13 protein-coding genes, 4 tRNA genes and 1 pseudogene are annotated in these 17,986 nt (G+C 42.9%); 15 read left to right on the top strand and 3 right to left on the bottom strand.

Annotated features, from left to right (window positions below):
• Positions 1-511 precede the first annotated feature (511 nt).
• The 5 genes and pseudogenes from INE92_RS16500 to INE92_RS16480 all read left to right on the top strand — a co-directional run bounded on the left by INE92_RS16500 (position 512) and on the right by INE92_RS16480 (position 7,064).
• Positions 512-943 (top strand): hypothetical protein, encoded by a 432-nt coding sequence (locus INE92_RS16500; protein WP_008645724.1) that lies wholly within the window; start codon positions 512-514, stop codon positions 941-943.
• 260 nt (positions 944-1,203) lie between these two features.
• On the top strand, positions 1,204-1,779 hold the full coding sequence (locus tag INE92_RS16495) for a porin family protein (protein WP_004313444.1): 576 nt from the start codon (positions 1,204-1,206) through the stop codon (positions 1,777-1,779).
• 195 nt (positions 1,780-1,974) lie between these two features.
• Entirely contained in the window at positions 1,975-4,431 is a 2,457-nt protein-coding gene (gene priA, locus INE92_RS16490; RefSeq protein WP_151936646.1) for a replication restart helicase PriA, read from the top strand.
• Between the two features lie 51 nt (positions 4,432-4,482).
• A pseudogene (locus tag INE92_RS16485) lies at positions 4,483-6,279 on the top strand (DUF4091 domain-containing protein).
• 314 nt (positions 6,280-6,593) lie between these two features.
• The gene (locus tag INE92_RS16480) at positions 6,594-7,064 is read left to right on the top strand and encodes a low molecular weight protein-tyrosine-phosphatase (RefSeq protein WP_015531726.1); all 471 of its coding nucleotides are present in this window, start codon (positions 6,594-6,596) and stop codon (positions 7,062-7,064) included.
• On the opposite strand, the gene INE92_RS16475 is transcribed toward INE92_RS16480, so the two are convergent.
• Positions 7,039-9,111, bottom strand: coding sequence for an HD family phosphohydrolase (locus tag INE92_RS16475; protein ID WP_015531725.1), 2,073 nt, complete (start codon positions 9,109-9,111; stop codon positions 7,039-7,041). The genes INE92_RS16480 and INE92_RS16475 overlap by 26 nt on opposite strands.
• A 94-nt stretch (positions 9,112-9,205) precedes the next feature.
• Here INE92_RS16475 and gltX point away from each other — a divergent pair, with 94 nt between their 5' ends.
• Together gltX and INE92_RS16465 are read left to right on the top strand one after the other, a co-directional pair.
• Entirely contained in the window at positions 9,206-10,723 is a 1,518-nt protein-coding gene (gltX, locus tag INE92_RS16470; RefSeq protein WP_015531724.1) for a glutamate--tRNA ligase, read from the top strand.
• Between the two features lie 13 nt (positions 10,724-10,736).
• Complete coding sequence (locus tag INE92_RS16465) at positions 10,737-11,960, top strand: 3-deoxy-D-manno-octulosonic acid transferase (protein ID WP_195436378.1); 1,224 nt, start codon at positions 10,737-10,739, stop codon at positions 11,958-11,960.
• Between the two features lie 142 nt (positions 11,961-12,102).
• Here the strand turns inward: INE92_RS16465 and INE92_RS16460 are convergent, their stop codons facing one another.
• Both INE92_RS16460 and INE92_RS16455 read right to left on the bottom strand, forming a co-directional pair.
• Positions 12,103-12,624: a gamma carbonic anhydrase family protein gene (locus INE92_RS16460; RefSeq protein ID WP_004313451.1), complete on the bottom strand. Its 522-nt coding sequence runs from the start codon at positions 12,622-12,624 to the stop codon at positions 12,103-12,105.
• 148 nt (positions 12,625-12,772) lie between these two features.
• Positions 12,773-14,554 (bottom strand): aminopeptidase P family protein, encoded by a 1,782-nt coding sequence (locus INE92_RS16455; RefSeq protein WP_195436377.1) that lies wholly within the window; start codon positions 14,552-14,554, stop codon positions 12,773-12,775.
• A gap of 187 nt (positions 14,555-14,741) precedes the next feature.
• Here INE92_RS16455 and rpsU point away from each other — a divergent pair, with 187 nt between their 5' ends.
• The 8 genes from rpsU (at position 14,742) to tuf (ending at position 17,961) form a co-directional block, all read left to right on the top strand.
• Positions 14,742-14,933: a 30S ribosomal protein S21 gene (rpsU, locus tag INE92_RS16450; protein ID WP_002558090.1), complete on the top strand. Its 192-nt coding sequence runs from the start codon at positions 14,742-14,744 to the stop codon at positions 14,931-14,933.
• 73 nt (positions 14,934-15,006) lie between these two features.
• A complete protein-coding gene (gene xerC, locus INE92_RS16445; RefSeq protein ID WP_004313453.1) occupies positions 15,007-15,888 on the top strand; it encodes a tyrosine recombinase XerC in 882 nt (293 codons plus the stop codon).
• 15 nt (positions 15,889-15,903) lie between these two features.
• Positions 15,904-16,203 (top strand): ribosome hibernation-promoting factor, HPF/YfiA family, encoded by a 300-nt coding sequence (gene hpf / locus INE92_RS16440; RefSeq protein WP_004310895.1) that lies wholly within the window; start codon positions 15,904-15,906, stop codon positions 16,201-16,203.
• A 97-nt stretch (positions 16,204-16,300) separates the two neighbouring features.
• Positions 16,301-16,374, top strand: a tRNA-Thr gene (locus tag INE92_RS16435).
• Between the two features lie 85 nt (positions 16,375-16,459).
• Positions 16,460-16,542 (top strand) — tRNA-Tyr (locus INE92_RS16430).
• A gap of 28 nt (positions 16,543-16,570) precedes the next feature.
• A tRNA-Gly gene (locus tag INE92_RS16425) sits at positions 16,571-16,643 on the top strand.
• A gap of 10 nt (positions 16,644-16,653) precedes the next feature.
• Positions 16,654-16,725 (top strand) — tRNA-Thr (locus tag INE92_RS16420).
• Between the two features lie 51 nt (positions 16,726-16,776).
• Positions 16,777-17,961 carry an elongation factor Tu gene (gene tuf, locus INE92_RS16415; RefSeq protein ID WP_004307553.1) on the top strand — a complete coding sequence of 395 codons (1,185 nt, stop codon included), beginning with the start codon at positions 16,777-16,779 and terminating at the stop codon, positions 17,959-17,961.
• Positions 17,962-17,986 lie beyond the last annotated feature (25 nt).

Below are 17,986 nucleotides of genomic sequence, written 5' to 3'. Positions count from 1 at the left end.
CAAATTCATTTTAATACAGAACTTCCTATATTTATTTCCATATTTCTGCTACCTTTCAAAAAAAACATATATCTTTGTCATACGCTTTCAGCCCATCAGCGTGATGAAATAGACAGAAAGCGGTTTTTATTTCCTATATGGAGTAAAAGCGTATTATCTCTCGACCTTAAAAATAGCAAACTTTCAAAAGAGAGAGATGATACGGTAGATACTCCACGTGAACGGCTGTATATCAACATATCCGTAAGAGATGTGTTATATATAAACGATTGACGTGGGTGTCTGCTGTTATCATTATCTTCTTTAAAGGTGTTGCTAGCCTTAAGGTCGGATAATGGTACAGCAGCATCTGCGTCTTTCTTGTATTCGGCCGGTTATCAATTACCCCACAATTTAACCTAGCCAATCTCCATCCGGCGGACTGCAAAAAGAGTGGATGCTCGTTGTGCTAATATACATGAATAAAACATTATTCATCCCTTATTGTATCACACATAAAAGAACAAACGCTATGGCACAATGGATTAGTATAGAAGAAGCGGCTGCAAAGTACGGATTCGAGACAGAATATATTTGGGTCTTGATAGAGATAAGAGAAATCACCGTGGACTACCAAAGAGCTGACATCGACATCATCGACGATGAAAGTATTCAGGATTTTATCAACCGGAATAAAAAGGGGATTACATTGATGTATATCGAAAAGTTGGAACGATATTGCATGGATAAATCTCAAGTCTGTTCAATATACGCATCACTTTTAGGCAAACAAGATAAGGAAATCACCATGTATAAAGGAGCTAAATTTTTGTATGATGCACTGCAGGGCAAATGGTTGAAGCAATGTGACCGGGTGCGGCATTTAGAAAAAGAACTTGCATTGGAGCAGACCACTTGCCGTACGTGTTGGCTGAAAAGGTTATGTATGATAATCAGGAAGTAAATTTGATTAACTATCATTTTCCCAAGATTTATAGATGATAGATAGGATGAAAATTGAACTAATAAGAATTTCTTATTAGTCTGTGAGTGTTAGATGAAACTGATGCTCTATTGTAAGTTCAATCTTCAAAAGAGCAAATATAAATGTATGGGCGTCGGATTAAGTGAACAACAGCGACTTTGAGCGAACAAAAAACCGATAAATTGTGTTTATTTATTCTAATTATATATCTTTGTCCCGAATTATAAACACGTAAATTTATGAAAAAGATTTTTGGTGCTTTAATGATTGCCGTATGTATCGGTATGGCGATGCCTGCCCAGGCGCAAATACACTTTGGTGTAAAAGGAGGTTTGAACTTGTCGAAGGCGAGTTTCTCTAATGTAGGCGATAACTTTAAGAAGGATAATTTTACCGGTTTCTTTATTGGTCCGATGGCCGAGTTTAATATTCCAATCGTAGGGTTGGGAGTAGATGCTGCCTTGCTTTTTGCTCAAAGAGGTATAAAGGTTTCTGAAGGAAACGAGGATTTGACTATCAAGCAAAACGGTATTGATATTCCTGTAAACCTGAAATATACAATCGGTTTGGGAAGTATGGCCGGTATTTATCTTGCTGCAGGTCCTGATTTTTATTTCGATTTTGAAAAGAAATCGGGAATTGATAAGAAGAAAGCGCAAGTAGGTATTAATGTGGGTGCCGGTTTGAAGTTGCTGAACCATCTGCAGGTAGGTGCTAACTACAATATCCCATTGGGCGACACTGCGGATATTGAAGGAACAGACGCTTCTTATAAGACTAAGACTTGGCAGGTATCTGTTGCCTATATTTTTTAAATAGTCTGTCACTTTACATCGTATATGAAAAAGAGTTTCCGGTGAACGGGAACTCTTTTTTTTGTTCGAGGGCTGCCCTGTTGCAGCCTCGAAACTGTTTCTGCCCAATCCTGCCTTAAGAAGCGTTTTTCTTTTGAGTGTTCTCTCTTCCTTCTTTTTTCATTCCCCATTTTTTATTGTATTTTTGTACCTGCAATGAAAAAATATGTAGATGTCATATTACCGCTTCCGCTTCCGAAGAGTTTCACTTACTCTTTGCCGGACGAATGTGCGGAAGATGCGAAGATAGGCTGCCGTGTGGTAGTTCCTTTCGGGCGAAAGAAGTTTTATACGGCTATCGTCCTTAACGTTCATTATTGTGCTCCAACGGAGTACGAAGTGAAAGATATATCTGCATTGCTGGATGCTTCTCCCATTTTACTACCCGTTCAGTTCAAATTTTGGGAATGGATAGCCGATTACTATCTTTGTACACAGGGAGATGTGTATAAAGCGGCACTTCCTTCCGGTCTGAAGCTGGAGAGTGAAACGATTGTTGAATATAATCCCGATTTTGAGGCGGATGCGCCATTGCCGGAACGGGAACAACGCATTTTGGATTTACTTGCCGTAGATGCGCAGCAGTCCGTCACTAAACTGGAGAAAGACAGCGGCATAAAAAATATTCTTACCGCCATCAAGTCCCTGCTCGATAAAGAAGCCATTTTTGTAAAGGAAGAATTGAAACGTACTTATAAGCCTAAGACAGAGGCACGGGTGCGGCTTGCGGGTACGGCAGATGAAAAGCAACTCCATATTCTGTTTGATATTCTGTCTCGTGCTCCGAAGCAACTGGCGTTGCTCATGAAGTATGTAGAGTATTCAGGTATTTTAGGAACCGGAACTCCGAAAGAAGTCTCCAAGAAAGAATTGTTGCAACGGGCTAATGTGGCCCCTTCGGTACTGAACGGGCTGGTGGATAAGAAGATTTTCGAAATCTACTATCACGAAATCGGACGGTTGAATAAACAGGAGAAAGAAGTGGTCGAGCTGAACGCCTTGAACGAGTTTCAGCAACGGGCACATGATGAAATCGTTCAGTCTTTCCAGGAGAAAAACGTGTGTCTGCTTCATGGAGTAACGTCCAGCGGGAAGACGGAAGTGTATATCCATCTGATTGAAGAAACGATTCGTCAGGGAAAACAAGTCTTATATTTGTTGCCGGAGATTGCCTTGACTACTCAAATTACAGAGCGTCTGCAACGGGTCTTCGGTGCTCGCCTGGGGATCTACCATTCTAAATTCCCCGATGCCGAACGGGTTGAAATATGGCGGAAACAACTGGGAGAGAATGGGTATGATATTATCCTGGGTGTTCGCTCTTCCGTGTTTCTTCCTTTCCGAAATCTGGGATTGGTGATTGTGGACGAAGAGCACGAAAATACGTATAAGCAACAAGATCCCGCTCCCCGCTATCATGCCCGTAGCGCTGCGATTGTACTGGCTGCCATGTATGGAGCTAAAACCCTATTGGGAACGGCTACTCCTTCTATCGAATCGTGGCAGAATGCAGGGGAGGGGAAATATGGTTTTGTACAACTGAAAGAACGATATAAAGAAATTCAATTGCCGGAGATTATTCCAGTAGATATAAAGGAATTGCATCGCAAAAAGAGGATGGTGGGACAATTCTCACCGCTCTTGATACAATACATGAAAGAGGCTTTGGAACAGGAAGAGCAAGTGATTCTCTTTCAGAACCGTCGTGGGTTTGCTCCGATGGTGGAGTGTCGTACCTGCGGTTGGGTGCCCAAGTGTAAGAATTGCGACGTGAGCCTTACCTATCATAAAGGAATCAATCAGCTAACCTGTCATTATTGCGGTTATACCTACCAACTGCCGAAATCCTGTCCTGCCTGCGAAGGTACGGAACTGGTGAACCGTGGCTTTGGTACGGAAAAGATTGAAGATGACATTAAAATCCTTTTTCCCGAAGCGGCAGTGGCTCGAATGGACTTGGATACCACACGTACCCGCTCTGCTTATGAAAAGATTATTGCGGATTTCGAACAGGGAAAGACGGATATATTGATTGGCACGCAAATGGTTTCAAAAGGATTGGATTTCGATCATGTCAGTATTGTCGGTATACTGAATGCCGATACGATGCTGAACTATCCGGATTTCCGTTCCTATGAACGCGCTTTCCAGTTGATGGCGCAGGTAGCGGGACGTGCCGGACGTAAGAACAAACGGGGTAGGGTGGTGCTGCAAACCAAGAGCATCGAGCATCCTATCATTCATCAGGTCATTGCCAATGATTATGAAGACATGGTAGGCGGGCAGTTGGCGGAACGGCAGATGTTCCATTATCCTCCTTATTACCGGTTGGTATATGTTTATCTGAAAAATCATAATGAAGCGTTGTTGGATCAGATGGCGGTAGTGATGGCGGATAAGCTGCGGGCGGTATTTGGCAATCGGGTATTGGGACCGGATAAACCTCCTGTTGCCCGTATCCAAACGTTGTTTATCAAAAAGATTGTCGTCAAGATTGAGCAGAATGCTCCGATGGGACGTGCCCGGGAGTTGCTGTTGCGCATCCAACGGGAGATGTTGGAAGATGAACGCTATAAATCTTTGATTGTCTATTATGATGTAGACCCCATGTGATTGAATATTTTTCCCCCTAATAAAAACCTTTAATCATTTAATTAACTAACCATGAAACGACTTACTATTTTTTCCCTGACTTGTCTCTTTAGCGTAGGCGCAGTTTTTGCCCAGCAAGGAGTCACTCAATGTGGTGTTCCGACAGGACAACCGAAGTTCCCTTTACTGACTTATCAGGAATTGCCCGACCCTGCTACGCCGTCTGATAAAGAATGGGCGGCAGTGACAACAACACAAGTGTCTTGGGGTACAACAGACGTCCGGTACGCAAAACACGGGCTTCCCCGGTTGAAGAACCAGCAAACGGTTGCTTTGAAAGGCTGGCGTGGTGAACGTGTGAACGCGCAAGCGGTTGTATGGACAGGTGTAGAACTGAAAGACCTGAATTTCAGCTTTGGTGATTTCAAAGACAAGAAAGGAAATGTTCTTCCCCAAGATGCATTCACCGGCGGTTTTGTCCGTTATGTGATGACGGATGAATTGAACAAAGACGGTCGAGGTGCCTGCGGACACCGGAAAGCGGTGGATTATGATTCATTATTGGTGGCTGATCCTATTGATACCAGTCTGAAAGCAATGGCTTTGCCTGCTCATACTGTTCAACCTGTCTGGGTGCAATGTTGGATTCCTCAATCGGCTGTTCCCGGAACGTATAAAGGGGAGTTGCTAATCAACGACGGCTCTCGTCTGTTGCAACGCCTGAATCTGGAAATTACGGTTTCTTCCCGCGAACTTCCGGCGCCTTCGGAGTGGGCCTACCACTTGGATTTGTGACAAAGTCCCTATGCAGTGGCACGTTACTATCAGGTTCCTTTATGGAGTCAGGAGCATTTAGACGCCATGCGTCCTTTGATGAAAATGCTGGCCGACGCCGGACAAAAGATTATCACGGCTACTTTGATGCACAAACCCTGGAACGGTCAGACGGAAGATTATTTTGATACAATGGTTACCTGGATGAAACGGGCGGACGGCACATGGTCTTTCGACTATACCATTTTCGACCGTTGGGTAGAATTTATGATGAGTGTGGGCATTGACAAACAGATCAACTGTTATTCAATGGTTCCCTGGGAGTTGTCATTCCAGTATTACGACCAGGCAACCAACTCGCTGAAATTTGTGAAAACAGCACCGGGCGAGGAGGCTTACGAAGAAATGTGGGTAGCAATGCTTTCGTCTTTCTCCAAGCACCTGAAAGAAAAAGGATGGTTCGATATCTGCGCTATTGCAATGGATGAACGTCCGATGGAGGTGATACAGAAGACCTTGAAGGTGATTCGTAAAGCAGATCCGGATTTCAAAGTTTCGTTGGCAGGAAATTACCATGCGGAGATTGAGCCCGATTTGTATGATTACTGTATCGTAATCGGACAGAACTTCCCCGAAGAAGTACGTCTCCGCCGTGCGGCAGAGAACAAACGTACCAACTATTACACCTGCTGTACGGAAGCCCACCCCAATACATTTACTTTCTCCGATCCTGCAGAAGCTGTCTGGATAAGTTATTATTCTTCTAAGAGACACCTGGACGGTTATTTGCGTTGGGCATACAACAGCTGGCCATTGGAACCGCTGCTCGATTCCCGTTTCCGCAGTTGGGCAGGTGGAGATACTTATCTTGTATATCCGGGTGCCCGTAGCTGTATCCGTTTCGAACGCTTGATTGAAGGAATTCAGGCGCACGAGAAGATAAATATCCTCCGTCAGGAATTTGAGAAAAAGGGAAATAAAGCCGGATTAAAGAAAATAGAGAAAATGCTTGCTCCGTTCAACTTGGGTAGTATGCCGGAAACCCCGGCAGCAGTAACCGTGAACCGGGCAAATCAAATATTGAACTCATTGTAAATGATTGTTCGTTAAATGGGAATTTAGTGGTTAATGAGAATTTATCGGTTAGGCTGAAAGCCTTACAATTATATATTTATTGGGGCGCCCTGAAAGGGCTTAATTATATAGCGTAGGGCAACGCCCTACGAAAAAAACACACCAGCCACAAGCCCTGAAAGGGCGGAACTATATACAATTATGCCCTTTCAGGGCGCAAATTCAGATTGTCGTTTTTGCGTAGGGCGTTACCCTACGCTATATAATTAAGCCCTTTCAGGGCACTCCGCAAAATTATCATTTAGCTTATTCTTGAATCTGTTAAAACTGAAATTATGAAAAAGATATTGTTTGTCTGCCTTGGAAATATCTGCCGTAGCTCTACGGCTGAAGGCGTGATGCTTCATTTGATAAAAGAAGCGGGATTGGAAAAAGAATTTGTGATAGATTCCGCCGGAATCTTGTCTTATCATCAGGGCGAACTGCCGGACAGCCGGATGCGTGCTCACGCGGCTCGTCGCGGTTACCAATTGGTGCATCGTTCGCGCCCCATCCGTACAGAAGATTTCTATCATTTTGATTTGATAATCGGTATGGACGACCGGAACATAGACGACCTGAAAGACAAAGCACCTTCTCCCGAAGAATGGAAGAAGATTCATCGCATGACGGAGTACTGCACCCGTATTCCTGCAGATCATGTCCCCGACCCCTATTATGGAGGGGCCGAAGGATTTGAATATGTACTCGATGTGTTGGAAGACGCTTGCGCCGGTCTGCTTACTTCTTTAACTCCGGATAACTGATCCGGGTGTGATAAGCAATCTTTAGTTTCTCCTTGAATACAGCTTTCACAGTTGCTATATCCTTGAAAGTGATAGGACATTCCTTAAAGTAACCTTCAGTAACCTGCGAGTCGATAATCTTGTCGACCAGGTTGCTGATTGTTTCTTCCGTATATTCCGGAAGACTGCGCGAGGCAGCTTCCACAGCATCCGCCATCATCAGGATAGCCTGCTCTTTGGTAAACGGATTCGGTCCGGGATAAGTGAACAATTCTTCATTCGGCTCTTCGTCCGGATGCTCGTTCTTCCAGGAAATATAGAAATATTTTGTTTTTCCCCGTCCGTGATGAGTGCTGATAAAATCTTTGACCGCTTTAGGCAGATTGTGTTTATCCGCCAGTTTCAATCCATCCGTCACATGGCTGATAACGACCTGTGCACTTTGTTCGTAATTCAAATTCTTATGCGGATTAACCCCTCCCGACTGATTCTCCGTAAAGAAAGCCGGATTTTCCATCTTCCCGATATCGTGATACAAAGCCCCCGTACGTACTAACTGGCTTTTTGCTCCAATGCGGATAGCGGCTTCCGCTGCCAGATTAGCCACCTGCATGGAATGTTGGAAGGTTCCGGGAACCGTTTCAGACATCTGCCGCAAAAGATCGTTATTGATATTCGAAAGTTCCACCAAAGTAACATTGGAAGTAAATCCGAAAGTCTTTTCCAATAAGAATAATAAAGGATAAGTGAATAATAACAGGATTCCGTTAATGATAAAGTAAGTGTACATACGTATATTCAACTTCGAAAAGTCGGTGGAAAGACCATTCTCCGTCATCAGTTCGAAAGCAAAATAAATGGCTGCATAAGTCAGTATCACTAATAAGGCCGTTCGGAAAAGCTGGGATCTCTGCGATAGTTCCCTTAGGCTGAATATCGCCACTAATCCCGCTGCCAACTGCGTCAGAATAAACTCATGAGGGAAGCGCAAGGAGATGGAGCATATCAATATAGTAATGACGTGCGTCAGAAAAGCGGTTCTCGAATCAAGAAAGACACGGATGATAATCGGCAGCATCGCGTATGGGATGATGTACACATTAAATATATTATGTGTCACCATGAAAGCCGTTATGACGCTGTAGAACACAATCAGGGTGAATAGTAACGACAGACTGCCTTTTCGTTGATAATAGTCTTTCCGGAATAAATCGAGATAAAGCATGAAACAAAGCATCAGCATACCCACAAACAGAACCTGACCTCCGAGAATCAAACGGTTTTGTCCCATAGACTCGTTGCGTTTGATGGATTCTTTGCGCAATGATTCGAGGATATTATAGGTATGCGGACTAACGATCTCTCCACGGTCGATAATCTTCTGCCCGCTGACTACCAGTCCGTTTGCCCAGGAATAATTATTTAATATCTCCTCTTTGGCAGCCTGGGTGCGCTCCTCGTCAAAAGTGAGGTTGGGAGTAATGTATTCGTTCAGCGCGCATTGCCTTAATACTTCCCGGTTGAAATGGGTCGAGTCTGCTGTTAGCAGGTGTTCATACGCTTTCTTTACCGTGTAAATGTTTTCGGTAGCCTGCGGGTTGGCAAGTTTATCGTCAATCACCATGACGGATGAAGTGCTGTCTTTTTGAAGCTGTTGTATATTCTCTGTCGATACGATACCTGCCTGATAGATTTCTTTTAAGGTACGCTCGATATACCGCAAATAATCGATGGAAGGAAGAATTCCTTTCAGGTTGGTGTGATAATTCTCTTTCAGTTTGGCGATTGCATTTTTTTCGATGTCTTTATCCAATTGGTAATAAGGCTGGAAGAAAGCCATCAGACTGTCTTGCTCTCTTTTTACTACTGCATCCTCTTTATAAATAGGAAAGTCGAAAGTAGCGATCAGCTGCCCATATTTCCAGGGCTTATTGATGTCAAACTGGTAATTGAATTTTCCGTCACGTGGCAGGAAATAAACAATCAGCGTCACAGTGCCCACAAATAGCAGTGATTTATATAGTAAATCTCTCCATGAAAAACTTTTTTTCTTCTTCAAATGTTCCATATCCACTGAAATTTTTGCGAAAAGTACAAAAAAAAACAATAGTGTGGAAAAAAAGGTTTAATTTTGCCACGATTTACCTATACTAACCCAAATTATGGCAGAAAGAAAAGTAAGAGTTCGTTTTGCTCCAAGTCCTACGGGAGCACTGCACATCGGTGGTGTGCGTACAGCTTTGTATAATTATCTATTTGCGCGTCAACACGGCGGAGACTTGATATTTCGTATTGAAGATACTGATTCTAACCGGTTCGTTCCGGGAGCGGAAGAGTATATACTCGAATCTTTTAAGTGGTTGGGTATCCACTTTGATGAAGGAGTGAGCTTCGGTGGCGAATGTGGTCCGTACCGCCAGTCGGAGCGCCGCGAAATCTACAAGAAATATGTGCAGGTTTTGCTGGAAAATGGAAAAGCATACATCGCTTTTGATACTCCGGAGGAACTGGACGCTAAGCGTGCTGAAATTGCTAACTTCCAATATGACGCATCTACTCGCGGAATGATGCGCAACTCATTAATCATGCCGAAGGAAGAAGTGGATGCACTGATTGCTGAAGGCAAACAATACGTCGTTCGTTTCAAAATCGAACCGAATGAAGATGTACATGTGAATGACCTGATTCGTGGCGAAGTTATTATCAACTCATCCATTCTGGATGATAAAGTGCTTTATAAATCGGCTGATGAACTGCCGACTTACCATCTGGCAAATATCGTGGACGACCATTTGATGGGAGTTTCCCACGTGATTCGTGGTGAAGAATGGCTGCCTTCCGCTCCTTTGCATGTGTTGTTGTACCGTGCTTTCGGCTGGGAAGATACAATGCCGGAATTTGCCCACCTGCCTTTATTGCTGAAACCGGAAGGCAATGGAAAATTAAGTAAACGTGACGGTGACCGTCTCGGATTCCCTGTATTCCCGTTGGAATGGCACGATCCGAAATCGGGAGAAATCTCTTCAGGTTATCGTGAATCGGGTTATCTGCCGGAAGCAGTGATTAATTTCCTTGCTTTATTGGGATGGAACCCGGGCAATGACCAGGAAGTGATGTCAATGGACGAATTGATTAAATTGTTTGATCTTCACCGTTGCAGCAAGTCGGGTGCCAAGTTCGACTATAAAAAGGGAATATGGTTCAACCATCAATATATACAGCAGAAACCTAACGAAGAAATTGCGGAACTGTTCTTGCCTTTCCTGAAAGAACATGGTGTAGAAGCTCCTTTCGAAAAAGTGGTGACTGTGGTTGGCATGATGAAAGATCGGGTAAGTTTCATTAAAGAACTGTGGGACGTATGTAGCTTCTTCTTCGTTGCTCCTACCGAATATGATGAAAAGACGGTGAAAAAACGTTGGAAAGAAGATTCTGCAAAATGTATGACCGAATTGGCAGAAGTGATTGCCGGCATTGAAGACTTTAGTATTGAAGGACAGGAAAAAGTCGTTATGGATTGGATTGCGGAGAAAGGTTATCATACAGGTAATATCATGAATGCTTTCCGTCTGACATTAGTGGGTGAAGGAAAAGGCCCGCACATGTTCGATATTTCCTGGGTATTGGGCAAAGAAGAGACGATAGCTCGCATGAAACGTGCGGTAGAGGTTTTGAAGTAATCGACACAGTACTATGCTTTACGACCTGGCAATAGTCATTTATGACTTTATCGTCCATTTGGCTGCTCCGTTTAGCCGTAAGCCCCGAAAGATGATGAAAGGGCATTGGGTAGTGTATGAACTCCTGCGGCAGCAAGTGGAGAAAGGGGAACAGTATATTTGGTTTCATGCTGCTTCACTGGGAGAGTTTGAACAAGGGCGCCCTCTGATAGAAATGATTCGTGCGAAGTATCCTGACTATAAGATATTGCTGACATTTTTCTCTCCTTCCGGTTACGAGGTGCGTAAGCATTACCGGGGGGCGGATATTGTCTGCTATCTGCCGTTTGATAAACCGCGGAATGTGAAAAAGTTCCTGGATATTGCAAATCCTTGCATGGCGTTCTTTATCAAATATGAGTTTTGGAAGAATTATCTGGATGAGCTTCACAAACGCCGTATTCCGGTATATAGTGTATCGTCTATCTTCCGTCGCGAACAAATATTCTTTAAATGGTACGGTGGAACTTATCGCAATGTATTGAAAGATTTCGATCATCTGTTTGTTCAGAATGAGGCATCCAAACGTTACTTGTCGAAAATCGGTATCAGCCGTGTGACAGTAGTGGGAGATACCCGTTTTGACCGCGTGTTGCAAATCCGTGAAGAGGCTAAAGAACTCCCGTTGGTAGAGAAATTTAAAGGAACCAATTCCTTTACTTTTGTTGCCGGAAGCTCATGGGGACCTGACGAAGATTTATTCCTCGAATATTTCAATAACCATCCGGAAATGAAACTGATTATTGCTCCGCATGTGATCGACGAGAATCACTTGGTTGAAATCATCAGTAAATTGAAACGTCCGTATGTGCGCTATACTCGTGCCGACGAAAGGAATGTATTGAAAGCGGATTGCCTCATAATAGACTGCTTTGGACTGCTGTCCTCTATTTACCGTTATGGCGAAATAGCTTATATCGGTGGTGGTTTCGGAGTCGGTATTCATAACACATTGGAAGCGGCTGTATATGGTATTCCGGTGATTTTCGGACCGAAGTATCAGAAATTTATGGAAGCCGTTCAATTGCTCGAAGCAAAAGGCGCTTATTCCATCAAAGATTATGATGAACTGAAAACTTTGCTGGATCGTTTCCTGGCAGATGAATTGTTCTTGCGTGAAACCGGAACAAATGCCGGTTATTATGTGACTAGTAATGCCGGGGCTACAGAAAAGATTATGCACATGATTAATTTTTGATTAGAGGAAATAGTGTCGAAAAGAGATGAATCCAATGAATTCGCTTTTTGTAAAAAAACGGCTTTATAAAAAATCTTATAAAAACAGCGGGATGTTCTTTCATTAGAATGTCCCGCTGTTTTTATTAACTTGTTAGAGTTTGCTATTTATCTTCCTTATACCATTGCGAATACATCAAATAATTGTGAGCAATCTTCTGATTCAGTTCTTTGGCTTGTTCAGGATCTACCTTTTTTATGAATTTCGCGGGTACTCCTCCCCAAATACTTCCCGGCTCAATGATGGTATTGCTTAATACCAGCGAACCGGCGGCAACGATTGCTCCTTCACCAACTACGACGTGATCCAGGACGGTTGACCCCATCCCTACCAATGCATAATCTTTGATGGTCGCCCCATGAATGGTGACATTATGCCCAACGGATACGTGATCGCCAATTTCAATAGTCGATTTCTGATATAACGTATGCAAGACACTTCCATCCTGAATGTTGACACCATTGCCGATTCGTATGGAGTTGACGTCACCTCTTAATACCGTATTAAACCAAATGCTACAATCATTTCCTATTTTTACATCTCCTATAATAGTTGCATTATCTGCGAGGAAGCAGTTTTCTCCGATTTCGGGAGTAAAACCCCGTACTGATTTAATTAAAGCCATATAATATTTGTTTCTAATAAAGTTTTTTATTTAATGCAGTTCTATGTTGTACGACACCCGGGTGTCGTGATGGATGAGACCCGGGTCTTGAGCAGTCTGACACCCGGGTCTCAGTATGCTTGACACCCGGGTGTCAGACAAGTTCTGTTTAAAGGGAAGCAGTCGCCTCTTGTAACCAAACTTTTTCTTCTTCGTTAAGATCCGGTGACAACTTCTCGTAGACAGTCTGATGGTAATTGTTTAACCATTCAATTTCTTCATTTGTCAGCATCTCCTTGATGATCCCTTTTTTGCAGATTGGGCATAAAGTGATAGTTTCAAACTTAAGATATTCTCCAAACATTCCCTCTCCATCTTTGCAAACCAACGTCAGGTTCTCCGTACGTATCCCGTGACTGCCTGCTTTATAAACACCAGGTTCATTGGAAGTAACCATGCCGGGCTGCAAAATGACAGGATTCTCATTCATACGAATGCTTTGCGGGCCTTCGTGTACACTTAGGAAATGTCCGACGCCATGTCCTGTGCCATGAAGAAAATTCATTCTGTGGTTCCAGATAGGCATACGGGCTAGTACATCGAGCTGGGCTCCACGGGTTCCGGCAGGGAATTTGGCCATAGCCAACGCGATGTGTCCTTTTAATATAAGGGTATAATCCGTTTTTTCTTCTTCTGTAAGTTCGCCTAAGGCAATGGTTCGGGTGATGTCAGTGGTTCCGTCCAGATATTGGGCTCCTGAATCTAAGAGTAAGAACCCTCTGGGCTGAAGAGTCACGTCACTTTCCGGGGTAGCCGAATAATGTACGATTGCCCCATGTTCTTTATATCCTGCAATCGTGTCGAAACTTTCCCCCATGTAGAGAGGCTGTGCAGCCCTAAACTCATGCAACTTTTTATCTATACTTAATTCTGTCTCTTTTCCGGTAGATACGGATTCTTCTAGCCATTTGAGGAATTTGACGAGTGCTACTCCATCCCGTTGCATGGCAGCGTGGATGCCGGCGATCTCCTGCTCATTGCGAATCGCTTTCAATAATGCGACAGGCGACTCTCCACGAAGAATAGAACATTGCGGATTAATAGATGAATAGATAGAATAATTTGTTTTTCGTGGATCAATCAGAATGTTTTTTCCCAGAAAAGAATTCAGGAATGTCTCTACCTCATCATACTTCTGTATTCCAATCTGCCGTTCCTTTAGATAAGTCTCTACCTCTGCCGTCACTTTCTCCGGTGAAATAAAATAAGTCACTTCATCCTGTGTGATTAACAGGTAACTTACTATGACCGGATTGCAATGTACATCGTTTCCTCGCAAATTGAGAGTCCATGCGATCTCGTCGAGTGCGGATATGAATAAAGCATAGACACCTTTCTTTTTCAACTCCGTACGGATAGCGGATATTTTCTCTTCGCAGCTTTTTCCTGCATATTTGATATCATAAATAAAGGCAGGAGAATCAGGCATGGCGGGCCGGTCTTTCCAAATGCTACTCAATGGATCTCCAAATATGTCGACCTGTAACAGATGTGCCGCCAGTTCTTCTTTCATCTGTTCGACCTGTTGCACAGAGAACATTTTCCCGTCGATACTTACGGATTCTCCAGGTTTTAAGTGTTGGCAGAGAAATTCTGTAATACTGGGAGTCTCCGGCAACATCTCTTTATATAAGGTAATGCCGCTGCCCTCCAATTCCTTCGTAGCTTGCAGAAAATAACGTGAGTCGGTCCATAATCCTGCTTTATCCATCAGGATAACCGCTGTTCCGGCAGAACCAGTAAAACCGGAAATCCACTCGCGTGACATCCAGTGGGGAGCCACATATTCACTAAGGTGAGGGTCGGTGCTGGGAATAATGAACGCTTTGATAGAATTGGGATGAAAGGTCATGCGCAGTGCATGCACTCGCTCTTTTATGCTCTGTTTCATACTTTATTATATTATTATAGACATGTAAGTGTTTCAAAGGTACTAACTTTCTGCATTTAATAACTTGTTTATGAATAGTTTTTGAGAAATATTTGCCGAAAGTTTTGTGAATAAAGAAAGTATGTGTAATTTTGCGGCGCAATTTGACTGCAGAATTTTTTAATCATAACATATTAATAGTAACAAAATGATTGTAGTACCTGTAAAAGAAGGCGAAAACATTGAAAAAGCGCTGAAGAAGTTCAAAAGAAAATTTGAAAAGACTGGCATTGTAAAAGAGTTGAGAAGCAGACAACAGTTTGATAAACCGTCTGTAACTAAAAGACTTAAGAAAGAACGCGCAGTTTACGTACAACAACTTCAGCAAGTAGAAGATTAATAATTCGTAATTTCCTTTGAATTATTGAATTCTTTTCATACATTCGTTGCACGATTTTAGATGTAGCGATATTATGTTGATAGAATCTTTTCTTGATTATCTCCAGTATGAGCGGAACTATTCTGAAAAAACCGTTCTTGCGTACGGTGAAGATATAAAGCAACTGCAGGAGTTTGCTCAGGAAGAGTATGGAAAATTTAATCCGTTAGAGGTCGAGGCGGAACTGATTCGTGAATGGATTGTTTCATTGATGGATAAAGGGTATACCTCAACTTCTGTAAATCGTAAGCTAAGTTCGCTCCGAACGTTTTACAAGTATCTCTTGAGGCAGGGAGAAACGACTATAGATCCTTTGCGTAAAATAAAAGGACCTAAAAACAAAAAGCCGTTGCCTGTGTTCTTAAAAGAAAACGAAATGAATCGGTTATTGGATGAGACGGACTTTGGTGAAGGATTTAAAGGCTGTCGGGATCGGTTGATTATTGAAATGTTTTATGCTACCGGCATGAGGCTTTCGGAATTGATAGGTCTGGATAATAAGGATGTGGATTTTTCAGCTTCTCTTCTGAAAGTGACCGGGAAAAGAAACAAGCAACGGCTGATTCCGTTCGGTGACGAACTGCAGGAGCTGATGCTTGAATATATTAATGTAAGAAACGAAACGATTCCGGAAAGGTCGGAAGCTTTCTTTATTAGAGAGAATGGTGAACGGCTTTACAAGAATCTAGTCTATAATTTAGTGAAACGGAACCTGTCAAAGGTGGCGACGTTGAAGAAAAAGAGTCCTCACGTGTTGAGGCATACTTTTGCTACCACAATGCTGAACAATGAAGCAGAACTGGGGGCGGTAAAAGAACTTTTGGGTCACGAGAGCATAACAACTACCGAGATCTACACACATGCCACATTTGAAGAACTTAAAAAAGTGTATAAACAAGCTCATCCAAGAGCTTAAAAAAAGGAGGTAAGTATGGATGTTAGAATTCAATCAATTCACTTTGATGCGTCAGAGCAATTGCAGGCATTTATTCAGAAGAAAGTGTCCAAGTTGGAAAAATATTACGAAGATATAAAGAAAGTAGAGGTGTCATTAAAGGTAGTTAAACCAGAAGTTGCTGAAAACAAGGAAGCGGGCATTAAAATATTGATCCCAAATGGAGAGTTTTATGCAAGCAAAGTATGCGATACGTTTGAAGAAGCAATTGATTTAGATGTGGAAGCACTCGGAAAACAGCTGGTTAAATACAAGGAAAAGCAACGTAGCAAATAAAAAAATCCCAAATATTTTGCGGGAAAGAAATAAATAACTAAATTTGCAGCCGTTTCGCTCGCGTTAGAACGTGACGGTTGCATTTTTTAGTAAGTTTGCCTCTTTAGCTCAGTTGGCCAGAGCACGTGATTTGTAATCTCGGGGTCGTTGGTTCGAATCCGACAAGAGGCTCAAAAAGAAACCGAAGAACAAAGATAGAACATCTGTCTTTATCATATTGTTTGAAAATAGTTCTTTTATTTCTTGATTTTGAAAAGGGCAAATACCAGAGTGGCCAAATGGGGCAGACTGTAAATCTGCTGGCTTACGCCTTCGGTGGTTCGAATCCATCTTTGCCCACAATCAGAGTGACAACTTTGGCAAGAATGCGGAAGTAGCTCAGTTGATAGAGCATTAGCCTTCCAAGCTGAGGGTCGCGGGTTTGAGCCCCGTCTTCCGCTCTCTTTTCTTGCTGTTATAGCTCAGTGGTAGAGCACTTCCTTGGTAAGGAAGAGGTCCCGGGTTCAAATCCCGGTAACAGCTCATAAAGGATGTAAATGCTGATTATTAATCAAATAAATAACAAGTAAAGCTATGGCTAAAGAGAAATTTGAACGTACCAAACCGCACGTAAACATTGGTACAATCGGTCACGTAGACCACGGTAAGACAACGTTGACAGCTGCTATCACTACTGTGTTGGCAAAGAAAGGTCTTTCAGAATTGCGTTCTTTCGATTCTATCGACAACGCTCCTGAAGAAAAAGAAAGAGGTATTACTATCAATACTTCTCACGTTGAATATCAAACAGCTAACCGTCACTATGCACACGTAGACTGTCCGGGTCACGCCGACTACGTAAAGAACATGGTAACTGGTGCTGCTCAGATGGACGGTGCTATCATCGTTTGTGCTGCAACTGATGGTCCGATGCCTCAAACTCGCGAACACATCCTGTTGGCTCGTCAGGTAAACGTACCTCGTCTGGTTGTATTCTTGAACAAGTGCGATATGGTAGACGACGAAGAAATGTTGGAACTCGTTGAAATGGAAATGAGAGAACTTCTTTCATTCTATGATTTCGATGGTGACAATACTCCTATCATCCGTGGTTCTGCTCTTGGCGCATTGAACGGTGTTGAAAAATGGGAAGACAAAGTTATGGAACTGATGGATGCAGTTGATAACTGGATTCCACTGCCTCCGCGCGATGTTGATAAACCATTCTTGATGCCGGTTGAAGACGTGTTCTCTATCACAGGTCGTGGTACTGTAGCAACAGGTCGTATCGAAACTGGTGTTATCCACGTTGGTGATGAAATCGAAATCCTTGGTTTAGGTGAAGATAAGAAATCAGTTGTAACTGGTGTTGAAATGTTCCGTAAACTGTTGGATCAAGGTGAAGCTGGTGACAACGTAGGTCTTTTGCTTCGTGGTATTGACAAGAACGAAATCAAACGTGGTATGGTTCTTTGTAAACCAGGTCAGATTAAACCGCACTCTAAATTCAAAGCTGAGGTTTATATCTTGAAGAAAGAAGAAGGTGGTCGTCACACTCCGTTCCACAACAAATACCGTCCTCAGTTCTACTTGCGTACTATGGACTGTACAGGTGAAATCACTTTGCCGGAAGGAACAGAAATGGTAATGCCGGGTGATAACGTAACTATTACAGTTGAGTTGATCTACCCAGTAGCATTGAACCCGGGTCTTCGTTTCGCTATCCGCGAAGGTGGACGTACGGTAGGTGCTGGTCAGATTACTGAAATTATCGACTAATACACAATAATTAATCAGTTCCCGG

Source organism: Bacteroides xylanisolvens, from assembly GCF_018289135.1.
GTDB classification, from domain to species: domain Bacteria; phylum Bacteroidota; class Bacteroidia; order Bacteroidales; family Bacteroidaceae; genus Bacteroides; species Bacteroides xylanisolvens.
Note: the sequence above shows the minus strand (reverse complement) of the source record. Positions and strands in the feature narration are given on the sequence as shown.